The organism is Metamycoplasma faucium, assembly GCF_045160055.1.
In the GTDB taxonomy this organism is placed as follows: Bacteria; Bacillota_I; Bacilli_A; order Mycoplasmatales; family Metamycoplasmataceae; genus Metamycoplasma; species Metamycoplasma faucium.
This window is the reverse complement of the sequence record NZ_CP088155.1, coordinates 406453-421049: the sequence shown is the minus strand read 5'-3', so window position 1 is coordinate 421049 and position 14597 is coordinate 406453. Positions and strand designations below refer to the sequence as shown.

The 14597-nt window shown below is 23.5% G+C and carries 9 protein-coding genes and 1 tRNA gene; 1 reads left to right on the top strand and 9 read right to left on the bottom strand.

The genetic code is table 4. From position 1 onward, the window contains the following. The 9 genes from LQ356_RS01850 to LQ356_RS01810 form a co-directional block, all read right to left on the bottom strand. On the bottom strand, window positions 1–1206 hold the full coding sequence (locus LQ356_RS01850) for a replication-associated recombination protein A (protein WP_405311080.1): 1206 nt from the start codon (window positions 1204–1206) through the stop codon (window positions 1–3). A 175-nt stretch (window positions 1207–1381) separates the two neighbouring features. Further along, window positions 1382–1588 (bottom strand): hypothetical protein, encoded by a 207-nt coding sequence (locus LQ356_RS01845; RefSeq protein ID WP_405311078.1) that lies wholly within the window; start codon window positions 1586–1588, stop codon window positions 1382–1384. 423 nt (window positions 1589–2011) lie between these two features. Beyond that, window positions 2012–3745 (bottom strand): APC family permease, encoded by a 1734-nt coding sequence (locus LQ356_RS01840; RefSeq protein WP_405311077.1) that lies wholly within the window; start codon window positions 3743–3745, stop codon window positions 2012–2014. A 311-nt stretch (window positions 3746–4056) separates the two neighbouring features. Continuing rightward, window positions 4057–4533 carry a hypothetical protein gene (locus LQ356_RS01835; RefSeq protein WP_405311075.1) on the bottom strand — a complete coding sequence of 159 codons (477 nt, stop codon included), beginning with the start codon at window positions 4531–4533 and terminating at the stop codon, window positions 4057–4059. Window positions 4534–4731: 198 nt separating this feature from the next. Then, window positions 4732–4805: transfer RNA gene (locus LQ356_RS01830), tRNA-Trp, on the bottom strand. 16 nt (window positions 4806–4821) lie between these two features. Further along, complete coding sequence (gene ychF / locus LQ356_RS01825) at window positions 4822–5925, bottom strand: redox-regulated ATPase YchF (RefSeq protein ID WP_405311073.1); 1104 nt, start codon at window positions 5923–5925, stop codon at window positions 4822–4824. Between the two features lie 100 nt (window positions 5926–6025). Further along, window positions 6026–6499 (bottom strand): hypothetical protein, encoded by a 474-nt coding sequence (locus LQ356_RS01820; RefSeq protein WP_405311071.1) that lies wholly within the window; start codon window positions 6497–6499, stop codon window positions 6026–6028. A 961-nt stretch (window positions 6500–7460) separates the two neighbouring features. Then, entirely contained in the window at window positions 7461–9632 is a 2172-nt protein-coding gene (locus tag LQ356_RS01815; RefSeq protein WP_405311069.1) for a hypothetical protein, read from the bottom strand. Further along, the gene (locus tag LQ356_RS01810) at window positions 9535–10659 is read right to left on the bottom strand and encodes a hypothetical protein (protein ID WP_405311068.1); all 1125 of its coding nucleotides are present in this window, start codon (window positions 10657–10659) and stop codon (window positions 9535–9537) included. Before LQ356_RS01810 ends, LQ356_RS01815 begins: the two co-directional genes overlap by 98 nt. Before the next feature lie 221 nt (window positions 10660–10880). Here LQ356_RS01810 and LQ356_RS01805 point away from each other — a divergent pair, with 221 nt between their 5' ends. Then, a complete protein-coding gene (locus LQ356_RS01805) occupies window positions 10881–14378 on the top strand; it encodes a hypothetical protein (protein ID WP_405311066.1) in 3498 nt (1165 codons plus the stop codon). The last annotated feature ends 219 nt before the right edge of the window (window positions 14379–14597 follow it).

Sequence of the window (14597 nt, the reverse complement as noted above, 5' to 3'; positions counted from 1 at the left end):
TTATTTTCCTTTTATCATATCTCAATATGTTTTTATTTTAGTTTCATAACCTTCAGTTCCATAATTATAATATTTTTTATTTGCTAATTCCTTAGGTAAATAATTTTGAATAATATAATGATTTTTATAATTATGTGGATATTTATAATTAATACCATGATTAAGTTTAGAAGCTGAACTATAATGTGCATCTTTTAAATAATTTGGTACTTCAAATATATATCCTTTATTTATATCTTCTATTGCATCTGAAGCTGCTTTCATTGCACTATTAGATTTAGGCGCAAGTGCTATTTGTAAAATTGCATTAGCAATTGGCAAATACCCTTCAGGCATTCCGATTCTTTCAAAAGCTTGGATAGCATTTAAAACATTTGTAGGAACATTAGGCGCTGCAAGACCAACATCTTCATATGATGCACAAATCATTCTTCGAAATAAACCATCAAAGTCTCCAGATTTAACAATTAAAAATCCATAATATAAAGCTGCATCAGCATCAGATCCACGCAATGATTTATGAAATGCACTTAAATAATCATAATGATTATCCGCATCTTTATCGGAACTAAATTGAATTGATGGAATTATATTTTGAATATCTTTTATTTCTAAATGTTTATTTTTAGATAATTTGTTAACTAAATCTAAATTATTTATTGCAACTCTAAAATCAAGTCCTGATTGTAATGCTAAATATTCATATATTTTTTTATCTAAATTTAAATTAAATTTTGAGTTATTAATATTTTCTAAACATTTAATAAGTTGTTCTTTTGTTGGTTTTTTAAGTTCTATAATTGAACTACGAGAACGCAATGCGGGATTTATCTTAAAATAAGGATTTTCAGTAGTTGTAGCATAAATTGTAATTAAATCATTTTCTAAATAGGGCAACAAAATATCTTGTTTATCTTTATTTAAACGATGAATTTCATCAATTATTAATATTTTATTTAACTTAAGTTTATGTATTAAATCATCTTTTTTATCTATAGCTGCATTAAAATACGTATAGGAAACATTTAAGGAATTAGCTAAAATATACGATATAGTGGTCTTGCCAACGCCAGGAGGCCCATAAAAAATAAAAGAACGTAAGTCATTATTTTTAATAATATTTTCAAAAATAATTTTTAAATTATTATCACATATAAAGCCTCTTAGATTATTAGGTCTTATTAAATTAGCTAAATTTTTATTCATAATAAATTATTATAAATAAAAAACAAATAAATAATTTTTTAATAAAAGAAAAAAATTATGTTATACTATTTTTAATTCATTTGATTAAATTTGAATGGATTAACATAGTTAATGTCTTATCAGTGCTTAATTGCATACTTCACACAATAATTTAAATTAATCCTGCGGGATTTTTTTATTTTAATAATTTTTTATGAAATGATTCTAATCTTGTAAGTCTATTTTTAATAGAATCCAAACAATTTGAAAATAATTCATTAAATTTTCTTCGTTCTGCAAATTCATGAGTTACAAATTCATTAAATTTAAGTTGTTGTTCATTGAACTTATTTTGTTTTTCAAATTGTTCAATTAGGAATTGCTGAAAGTCACTTTGTTTCATTATTTTACCTTTATTTTCTCTAATAATCTTATTATTTTTATTAAATGCTAAACAACATATTTAATGTTAGAATTTTTTTTATCACTTTTTAAATAAAATTTTATATTATTAAGATTTATTCAATGACAATTATGTTTTTAAGTCAATTTCATTTTTAAGGACTATCATTCCCCTTTTTGGTTTAATTTTGGTGTTTTCCTTTTTTGTTCAATTGTCATTATAATAAGAAAAATAAGAAATTTCAAAATTAAGAAAACTTTGTGAAAAATTTGAAAAATTTTGAGTAGACAAAATATATATAAAGTTGAATGTAATAAATTAAAATGCTTTACTTTGCATTTTTATTTAATAACTCATTAAAATCTATGTCATTTTTGATAAGAAAAAAGCTAACAATTAAGTTAGCCTTTTTTTAAAATAATATTAGTTTACACGAGCTTCTGTGTATGTTCTTAGAACTGTATTATTTAATTCATTTGCGATTTTTAGTGTTTCTAATTGATCAGCTTCGTAAGTTCCAGATGCTAATAATTTTTCAAATTTAGCAGCTTTTCTTTCAACCAATTTTCTTTCAATTGGTGCAGAACCAAATGCGATAACACAAAATACTATAAATGATAGAGAGGTTAATCCTGATGCTAATAAATCATTTTTAACATCTTTACCCATTCCATATTGACCTAAAGCAATAAAGAATGTTGCAAATGGATCTATTATTAAGAACGCCATAGTTGTTAATACCATTATAACAGCAATTGTTCCAGCTCATTTAGTATGTTTGTTTTCAGTAACAGCAATAAAGTGTTTCTTTCTGTTTTGGATTGCTCCAACAATTGACATAGCAATAAATGCAAATGCAAATACAGCCATTCAGTTAGCCATTAAGTCAGAGAATGATAATAATTTACCAATTCCAAGTCCGTAGTTGTTAGCAAATTCTCCAGCACTATTAGTGTTGTAACCAGTTATGTCTTTGTATCCATAAGCACCAATAATGGTAAATATAATCATAAATGGTAGTGCTAGAAATAGAACAAATAATGCACCTACTAAAGGCATTTTTGAGTTTTTCATGTATTTATAAACTTTAACAGGAACGCTTATTTCACCTTCCTTAATTAAGTCTTCAACTCATCTCGATGCTCACATTGTAAATCCGTTAAGAATTCCAATAATACCTATAGCAATACAGAAGTTAATTACTCCGAATGCTCATCCTTGTTTCTTTTCTGCCAATAAGTCACCATAATCATAGAATCCTCCAGATTTAGCACCTATTGACATTGAAACTGCTATTAGAATATAAATAGCAGTCATTGATGATAGACCAATAGTTAAAGCGGCAGGAGTTTTTTCTGGATTTTTCATTTCTGATTGAACACCAGCGGTTACATAAAATCCGTCAAATGCAAAGAAGATACCACCTAATGATGCAAATACTGCAAAGAATGGTGATAGACCAAAGAATGATGTAGATTTTAAATTGAATAAATCAGATTTTTTAATGGTTGTTTCAATTAAATCTATTCCTCTTTTTCCACCATTTGTATTTGTTTTAATAAATGCAAAAGTAAAACCAATAATAACAACAGCTACTAATGGAATAAATTTAACAGCTGTAACAACTCAGTTTTGAATATTACCTGCACGAGAACTAATTCCAGCAGAAAATACCATTCATACTGTTAATGCTAATGCAATTAAGAAGTAAAATCAAGGAGCTAATTTGGATCCTCCAAAGTTTTGAAGGGTTTGTCCTGTTTTTTTAAATGCAGATATACCATCTTGGAATTGTAAAATTACATAGTATGGCATAAAGAAGTATGTAAATGGTAAATATAGATAAGTCATAAAGAATTTAGTTGCTTTATAAATTTTTAAAGTGTTAAATGCTTTAGCTCATCCGATCATACCTAAGTTGTCATTGCGTCCTGATGCTACTTCTACAAGTCCTAAAGCCATAGTAACAACAGTGAAACCAGCAATTAATCAAACAATAATTGCTCAAATAAGATTTCCGCCTGAGTTTTCTAGTACACCTTTTGACCGTAGAAATATACCGGCACCAATTGAACCACCAAGTACAATTAAGATAGCAGAGAAGAACCCTATTTTCTTAGGTGCACTAGGAGTAACAACTAGTTTTTCGTCACTCATATTATTTTCCTTTCATAAGAATAATATTTAAATATATTTAAATAATGATATGTATTTTAATTAATAATTTACATATCACTATAAATTATAATTTTTTAAATAAAAAAACTTAAAAATAGTATTAAAAAAGGCTAATTTTGAGTATTTTTTTTGAATTATTTTTATTTTTGTTTAAAAAATTGCATAAAGATATCTTATGTTTGTATTTTTTTCTTTATTTTTTTATCACTAAAATTAAATCAAAAAGTAAACTAAAATAAAATAACTCATAATTAAGACTAGATTTGTTTACTATTACATATGGTCTAATACTATAATTCATCTTTATGAAATGATTCTAATTTTGTAAGTCTTTTTTCTATAGAATTTAGTCGGTTTGAAAACGATTCATTGAAATTTTTTTGTTCTTCATTAAAATTTTTCTGTTCTTGATTGAATTTTCTTTGTTGTTCATTGAATTTTTCTTGTTTATCGAAGTTTTCAATGACATAATTTTTAAAATTTTTAAACTCAGTGTCCATTTCATCAATTTTTATATTGATTTTACCAATTGCCGTTAGAACTGTTTGTTGAAATTCACTTTGCTTCATTGTTTTATCTTTCTTATCTTTAATGATTTTGCTATCCTCATTAAACATATAAATTACATATTTAATTTTTGGATTTTCTTCATCATGTAATAAATAAAATTTTATATCATTATAAGAATTATGAGATTTATTTAATGATGATCATGTTTTTAAATCAATTTCATTTTCAAGATTAAGAATGAGTTTTTTAAATTTCATTTAACCTCCTTTTTTGTATTTTTATTCATTTTATATCTACATTCTAATATAAAGAAATTAAGAAAAACTAAAATTGGTAAAAATTTGTGAAAACTAAGAGTGAGTTTTATCAAAATTTTCCAAATTGCTATTATTTACCTAAAGATAAGAAAAACTCATAATATGATTATGAGCTATTTTTTGTTCAAATTCATGATATGGCAGGGGATATAGGAATTGAACCCATACCAGAGGGTTTGGAGTCCTCTGTTCTACCATTAAACTAATCCCCTATAATAAAAAGAGTAGTTATTTAGATACTCTAAAAAAACATACATCTCCATCTTGCATTAAATAGTTTTTACCTTCAATGTTAATTTTACCATTTTCTCGGCATCCTTTTTCACCGTTATATTTAATATAGTCATCATATTTAATGATTTCAGCTTTAACAAATTTCTTTTCAAAATCCGAATGGATAATACCTGCACACTCGCAGGCATTTTGTCCTTTTTTAAATGTTCATGCTCTTGTTTCTATTTCTCCAGCGGTAAAATAAGTTGCTTGATTTAATAAATAGAAAGTTTTTTTAATTATTAAATCAATTCCTGATTCTAAAATATTGTAATCTTTTAATATCATTAATTTATCTTGTTCAGATCATGAACTCATTTCATGTTCAAGTTTAATAGATATAGGAATTAATATTTCATTTTGTTCCATAAGATAGTTTTTTAAGACATTATAATGTTTATTATTATCTAAATCATTAAACACTTCAGGATTTAGATTAGCTATATATATCATAGGTTTTTGTGTTAATAATTGATATGATTTAATTATTTTTAATTCTTCTTCAGATAAAGAGATGTTTTTAATCATTATTTCATTTTCAAGATTTTGTCTAATTTTTTTTGCAGTTTCAAATTCAAGTTTTAATAATTTATCTGAACTGTTTTGGGCCTTTTTTCCAATTCTATTAATTACATTATCAATAGTTTGTAAATCAGCTAATATTAATTCTAAATTAATAGTTTTTAGATCTTCTATTGGATTTATTTTATTATTAACATGCATTATATTTTGATCTTCAAAACATCTAACAACATGAACTATTGCATCAACTTCACGAATATTGGCCAAAAATTTATTACCAAGGCCTTCGCCTTTAGACGCTCCTTTAACAAGGCCTGCTATATCAACAAATTGAAATGTAGCAGGAACTATTTTTTTAGAAGAAGCTATTTTAGCTAATTCTTCAAGCCTTTCATCTTTTAGATTTACAATTGCAACATTAGGTTCAATTGTAGTAAAAGCATAATTAGCAGATTCCGCTTCAACTAAAGTTAAAGAAGAAAATAATGTTGATTTTCCAACGTTAGGTAATCCTACAATTCCAGCTTTTAATGACATACATAAATCCTTTATTTAATAAATTAGAATAACTGATTATATTTTTCTTATATTTTGTAAGAATGAAAAATATTAGAATTAGAAATTTATTCTTATTTTATTAATCATGTTTTTTGATATCTTTTTCATGAAATGATTCAAGTCTAGTTAATCTATTTTCAACGGAATCTAATCTTTTTTCAACTAAATTCAATCTATTTTCAACTGAATCTAATCTTTTTTCAACAGAAGTTAGTCTGTTTTCTACTAAAGTTAATCTATTATCAATAGAATCAAGTCTATTTCAAATTTTTTCATTAAATTTTAATTGTTGCTCATTAAATTTCTTTTGTTCTTTAAATTGTTCAATTACATATTGTTGAAATTCACTCTGTTTCATTGACTTTCCTTTAGCTTCTTTTACAATTTTACTATTTTCATCAAACATATAAATTACATATTTAATATTAGGTGTTTCTTCATCCTTTTGTAAGTAAAATTTTATACTATTATAAGAATTATAGTCTTTAATTAAAACTAATCCAGTTTTTGGATCTATTTCATTTTGAAGAATTATTGATTTTATTTTTTTCATGTTTTCTCCTTTTATGCTTAATGTAATTTTTCATTTTTCTTCATTTACATTCTATTGCAAGAAAAATGAAAAAAATTAAAATTGAGAAAACTTTGAGAAAACTTTGATAAAACTTTGATAAAACTTTGGAAATTTCTAAAAAATGTTAATAAAAAAGTTATTTATAAGAATATAAAAATATGTAAGTTTTAATAAATTTTTACTGATAAATAAAAAGAAAAATTAAAAAGTAACATGATAAGTAAAAATTATTTGATTAGAAAAATGTTAGAATTTTGATTGTTTTAATTTGAAATAACTTAGAGATGACTAATGAAAATTAAATAAGACATTACTATAAATTAACTTTTGGATTTTAAAAAGTTTTTCATTATTTGTATGTTATATGATGATAAAAAAAGAGATTTATATATTTTAAATAGAACCCTTTCTAATCTATATATTAAAATAATATTTTTGTTAGATAAATTACACCTAATAATAAATTTGAATTTCAAAAATTAAGGTTATTAGCTTATAAATTTGATATATGAATATATTTTGCAGACAAATATGTGTCTTAGCAAAAAAGAAGTAATTAAAATTGAAATGGTTTATTTAGACGATATTTTCTCAAAGAAACCAATTTTAATGAAGTTGATCTTAAGCCTATAAAACATGTAACATTAGGAAATAATTATAAACGTAGAAAAATATTGAATTGAAAGTCTTCTGCAAAATTTACAAATAAAATTTAATTGAAGATTACAATAAACTTTTTTAATAATTATTGATATTTATTAAATAAAAAAGGGTTATGCGCCAATTTTTGTTATGTTTTTTTTATTTTTTGATGTAATAATTTTTCAAAAATATAAAATAAAATATGAAGCACATAGTGTTGCACACTTCATATTCTTTCTAGTTCTCTTTCTACTATGAAAAAAACTAACTTTAAACAGAATTATAAACAATGTTTAGTTTATCAATTTTTATATATTGTCTTAAAACCAAATCTGCTTTTTCCTATTCATTTTTGCAATTCATCTTCGGAAAAATAGTTTCCTCATTTATTTAAATATAACGAACAATTAATATTGTTATCTATTTTAATCTCCTCTTTTAGATTTGAAAAACCTCAATAATCAGTAGTTATTGAAGAATAAAATGCAGTTAATTTTGGTAAATTATTTAAATATAACATATTATATCTGTAGTACGAATCACCATGATTATTTTCACCAAAATTACCTAAAAAAGCAATAGTAATTTTTTCTAATTTATTACAGTTATCAACTAATAAATTTTGTACTGAAGCACCAAAATCATATGAAAATCTGGCTCAGGTAGAATTTTGAGGATGTCCTTGATAAGTAATTGATACTTTCGGAAGATATATTTCAGTTAAATTGTTACAATTTTTGAATACTAATCTTGAAAAATAAGGTTGTTCATATGTATGAAAGTATGCAAAATATGACCCAAATGTGTGAATTCTAGCCACACAATTTATACTTTTCAAATTGGGCATTTCACTAAAAGTTTCAAGCTCATATAAATAGCTATTAGTCTCATTCTCTGCATAAATATAATAATCTTGAACTTTCTTATTAAAGATTATTTCAGAAAATTCAGTTTGATAAAAAGCTTTTTGAGAAAAACAAGTTGGGTTTATAAAATTGCCATTGTCATCTTTATATGATTTATTTAAATCTAATATAGATTCTTTTAAAATTAGTGATTTTTGTCTAGAGATAGTATAGACATCTTTATATATTAGTTCACCATTTTCACCAAGCATGTTTTTACCCTCAACATTACTTCTTTCTTTCTTTCACACAATCATTTTTTGAAGAATTTCTTCTTGAATCCATTTATCTATAGTAAATAAATATTGTATTTTATCTTTTTCAATTTCAGCAAATCTATCTTCAAGTTTCTTAACTAAATCTTTATACAAATTATAGTTATTATGATGTTTCATTCTTTCAATAATTTGCTTTTTAAGTTTAATCAAAGGAATAATAAATTTTAAAGTTACATCTGATTGTTTAGTATTTAATAAATTAATTCTTTTTTCTAATGTTTCACTTGCAGAAGTATTAATTGAAGAAAATGCATCAGAAATAATTGATTTTAACTCTTGAATAAAAGTTAATGAACCTTCAAGTTGCTTAATATTTTCAATTAGTTGATTAACTTCATTAACTTTATTTTCTAATTTTTGAATTGTAAATAATTTTTCACGTTTCTTTTCAATATATTCAACAAGTTTGCTTCTTAGTTTTTCAATTTCAGTAGCATAAGTTGAAACATTACCAGATTTCAAAATTAATTCTGAATTTTGCAAAATTGAAGATAAAGATAATTTTAAATTTTCAAGTTTAGGATCATTTAAATCATTATCTATATAATTTTTAACATTTTTTTGAACTTGTTTAAGTTCAGCTTCTAGGTTTAACAAATTATCTGAATTTGTTCTAATTTTAGTAATTGAATCTTTAAATGATTTAAGGCGACTTTCTAAAACACCATATGAAAGATTTTCATATCCGTTCATTAATTCAATTGCACTTTGAAGTTGTTCTTTTAATTGTTCATGATGTCTTTCTTCAAGCTTTTGTTTTAAATCATTAGCACGATTTAATTCAAGTCTTGTTTCAGCTTTTAAGCTTTCAAATTTAGCTAATCTATCATCAGATTTACCTTTATATTCAATTAAAGCTTCCTTAATTTTTTTATTTAAATTTGAAATTTGTTCATTATTTAATAAATTAATATCAGTATTATTTTCTACTTTAAGATCTAAAGAAGGAATCATATCTTCATGCTTACGTTGACGTAATAAATTACGTAGTTCTTCAAGTTTAGCTTGTAAAGAATTATACTCATTAATTAATAACTCTTTATTGTTTAATTTTAGAGCTGAACTTGTTTCAATTTCACCTGATTTAATTAAAAATGCATCTAATTTATTACGATATTCTTTAATTGATTCTTCTGTTTTAGTTTTAGCTTCCTCAGTTGATTTATCAGGTAATCTTTTTAAAGCAATATTAAGTTCAGATTTTAAATCATAATGTTTTCTTGTTTCTAAATCAGATAATAAACTTTGCGCATCTTTTTGCTTTTTCAATATCAGCAAAAATGTCATTAAACAATGAAACCATACTATCTGATTTATTTGATATATCAAGTATTTTATCCTTAAATGATGATATTTTAGAACTAAACATATCATTATCATCACTATCAAATTCTTTAATATCTTCAATTTGTTGTTCAAGTTTTTGCTTTAATGTATTATGTTTTCTTTCATCCAATTTTTGTTTTAATTCATCAGCTCTTTTAAGTTGTTTTTCTAGTTGCTTTTGATATTCCTTCCTTTTTTGATTATGATCTTCAGATAATGTACCAAGCTCAATTAATTTTTGAGAAAAATTTTCAATACCTTTTTTAATTTCTTCATTTTCCGTTGAATTTATAGTAGCTAAAAATTGTTTAAGTTCTGATTTTAATTTAATTTGCAATGATTTTTGTCCATATAGTTCCATTTGCGACAATAAATCATTTGCTTCAGACTTTTTAACATCAGCTTGTTTTTTTAAAGCTTCAAATTCAGCCAATCTTATATTTGAATCCAATTCTATTTGTTTTAATTTATCTTCGAATTCTTTTAATTTAGATTTGATATTCAAATATGTTAATTCATTTTCAACTAATGAATTGTTTAAAATATTGAATTGTCTTAATAATGCGAAGTGAAATCTATCATTCAATGTTTTTTGCAAATCAAAAGCTTTTTCTTTTAGTTTAGCTAATTTTTCTTGTGCTTGTATTCATTCACGTTTTCTATTTTCGGCTTTTGCTTTAATTTCACTTAATTTTTTAGATAAATCGCTTCTCAACGCCTTAAGATCTGTATCAGATAAATCTTTATAATTTTCAGAAACTGTTATTTGATTTCTTAACTCATCAGCAAAATCGTCATATTTATCTGCTTCAAGATTATTTAAATATGCCTTAGCTTCTTCAATTTTTTGTTTTAATTGTTGAACTCAAATATTACCATTGATTCATTTATTTTCTGATTCATTTTTAATTCCATCAATAGCATAACCAATTTCTTTTAATTTATCTTCAATTTCTTTTGCAGTCATTTTTTTAGCTATTTCTTGCATTTTTATTTTAATATAAGGAGAATAAAAAAAACTAAAAATTTATAAAAAGTTTAGAAATTTTTAGGAAATCCAAATTATTTATTTAATAATATTTAACATTTTATTTTCCTTTTTTAGATTTTTAATTTGCATTATTATTTTGTAAAAAATGTTAAAATTCTTTTTATTTTAAAAAATTATAGAATTAAATAACTAAATATATATCAAATAAAGGAAAATGTATGGAAAATAAACACAAGAAACTTCTAAAAAGTATCACACTTGGTGCTTTTACGTTGACTTCCTCACTTTTATGTGTTTCAGCAATAGCTGCAACAACTGAGAGAAAAATTAGACAAGTTAAAAAGACTAAAAATATAGATGCAATAATTGGTTTATTAACCGGAAAAGGGAAAGAGTTAACCAATATTTTGATTAAAAGAGGACATAAAGAATTATTAGAAAGATTAAATCAAACTTCTAGACCTTTTTCAACTTCTTTTAAAAAAGAAGAAATGCAAGAAATAGCTAAAAAAATGACTGCAAAAGAAATTGAAGATAAATTAAAAGAAATTGGTTATGCTATTGATGGAATTAAAAATGAATCAGAAAATAAATGAATCAATGGTAATATTTGAGTTCAACAATTAAAACAAAAAATTGAAGAAGCTAAGGCATATTTAAATAATCTTGAAGCAGATAAATATGACGATTTTGCTGATGAGTTAAGAAATCAAATAACAGTTTCTGAAAATTATAAAGATTTATCTGATACAGATCTTAAGGCGTTGAGAAGCGATTTATCTAAAAAATTAAGTGAAATTAAAGCAAAAGCCGAAAATAGAAAACGTGAATGAATACAAGCACAAGAAAAATTAGCTAAACTAAAAGAAAAAGCTTTTGATTTGCAAAAAACATTGAATGATAGATTTCACTTCGCATTATTAAGACAATTCAATATTTTAAACAATTCATTAGTTGAAAATGAATTAACATATTTGAATATCAAATCTAAATTAAAAGAATTCGAAGATAAATTAAAACAAATAGAATTGGATTCAAATATAAGATTGGCTGAATTTGAAGCTTTAAAAAAACAAGCTGATGTTAAAAAGTCTGAAGCAAATGATTTATTGTCGCAAATGGAACTATATGGACAAAAATCATTGCAAATTAAATTAAAATCAGAACTTAAACAATTTTTAGCTACTATAAATTCAACGGAAAATGAAGAAATTAAAAAAGGTATTGAAAATTTTTCTCAAAAATTAATTGAGCTTGGTACATTATCTGAAGATCATAATCAAAAAAGGAAGGAATATCAAAAGCAACTAGAAAAACAACTTAAAAGAGCTGATGAATTAAAACAAAAATTGGATGAAAGAAAACATAATACATTAAAGCAAAAACTTGAACAACAAATTGAAGATATTAAAGAATTTGATAGTGATGATAATGATATGTTTAGTTCTAAAATATCATCATTTAAGGATAAAATACTTGATATATCAAATAAATCAGATAGTATGGTTTCATTGTTTAATGACATTTTTGCTGATATTGAAAAAGCAAAAAAAGATGCGCAAAGTTTATTATCTGATTTAGAAACAAGAAAACATTATGATTTAAAATCTGAACTTAATATTGCTTTAAAAAGATTACCTGATAAATCAACTGAGGAAGCTAAAACTAAAACAGAAGAATCAATTAAAGAATATCGTAATAAATTAGATGCATTTTTAATTAAATCAGGTGAAATTGAAACAAGTTCAGCTCTAAAATTAAACAATAAAGAGTTATTAATTAATGAGTATAATTCTTTACAAGCTAAACTTGAAGAACTACGTAATTTATTACGTCAACGTAAGCATGAAGATATGATTCCTTCTTTAGATCTTAAAGTAGAAAATAATACTGATATTAATTTATTAAATAATGAACAAATTTCAAATTTAAATAAAAAAATTAAGGAAGCTTTAATTGAATATAAAGGTAAATCTGATGATAGATTAGCTAAATTTGAAAGCTTAAAAGCTGAAACAAGACTTGAATTAAATCGTGCTAATGATTTAAAACAAAAGCTTGAAGAAAGACATCATGAACAATTAAAAGAACAACTTCAAAGTGCAATTGAATTAATGAACGGATATGAAAATCTTTCATATGGTGTTTTAGAAAGTCGCCTTAAATCATTTAAAGATTCAATTACTAAAATTAGAACAAATTCAGATAATTTGTTAAACCTAGAAGCTGAACTTAAACAAGTTCAAAAAAATGTTAAAAATTATATAGATAATGATTTAAATGATCCTAAACTTGAAAATTTAAAATTATCTTTATCTTCAATTTTGCAAAATTCAGAATTAATTTTGAAATCTGGTAATGTTTCAACTTATGCTACTGAAATTGAAAAACTAAGAAGCAAACTTGTTGAATATATTGAAAAGAAACGTGAAAAATTATTTACAATTCAAAAATTAGAAAATAAAGTTAATGAAGTTAATCAACTAATTGAAAATATTAAGCAACTTGAAGGTTCATTAACTTTTATTCAAGAGTTAAAATCAATTATTTCTGATGCATTTTCTTCAATTAATACTTCTGCAAGTGAAACATTAGAAAAAAGAATTAATTTATTAAATACTAAACAATCAGATGTAACTTTAAAATTTATTATTCCTTTGATTAAACTTAAAAAGCAAATTATTGAAAGAATGAAACATCATAATAACTATAATTTGTATAAAGATTTAGTTAAGAAACTTGAAGATAGATTTGCTGAAATTGAAAAAGATAAAATACAATATTTATTTACTATAGATAAATGGATTCAAGAAGAAATTCTTCAAAAAATGATTGTGTGAAAGAAAGAAATGAGTATTAGCAGTTATGAAAGCGATTCTGGAGACGCTAATTATGTAGAAAAAGATGTATATTCTATCTCAAGGCAAAAATCACTAATTTTAAAAGAATCTATATTAGATTTAAATAAATCATATAAAGATGATAACGGCAATTTTGTAAATCCAACTTGTTTTTCACAAAAAGCTTTTTATCAAACTGAATTTTCTGAAATAATCTTTAATAAAAATGTTCAATCTTATTATATTCATGCAACAAATAAAACCAATAACGATTTATATGAACTTGAAACCTTTAGTGAAATGCCTAATTTGAAAAATATAAAATACACAGGGAAAATTCACACTTTCAATCAAGATTTTGTTAATCAAGATCATGGTTCATCTAGTGTTTATAGTGCTCGTTATTCAAGATTAGTATTTAAAAATTGTAACAATTTAACTGAAATATATCTTCCAAAAGTTGCAATTACATACCAACCATATTCACCAATTGTATATTGAAGTTGATTTCCAACACACTATGGTGCTTCAACTCAAAACTTATGAATTGATAATTGTGAAAAATTAGAAACAATTACGGTAGCTTTTTTATTTGTTCATGACTATAATGAGTCAGTTGGAGTAAAATATAGTTTTTTACATTTAAATAACTTACCAAAATTAACTAATAAATTTTATTCTTCAGTAAATAGTACTCCTGATGAATATAAATGAAAAAAAATTGAAGAAAAAGAAGGTATTCATATAGATAATAATATTAATTGCTCTTGATATTTAAACAAATGAGATATTAATAATAATTTTAGTGAATATCAATTGCAAAAATGAACAGAAACAACTCGTTTTGGCTTTAAAGCAATATATAAAAATTGATAAACTAAACACTATTTAAAATTTTGTTTAAAATTTAGTTTCTTTCTTAATATAAAGTAATTAATTATAAATTCATAATTTGTTTTACATATGCCTCTCATGAATTATGAGAGGTTTTAAATTGATTTTTTTTAATAACTCTTCCATTATTCATTAATTTTCTCGCCTTATGAAAGAAGTATAAAAATAATAAATTATATTTAAATTAATTTCTTAGCTAAA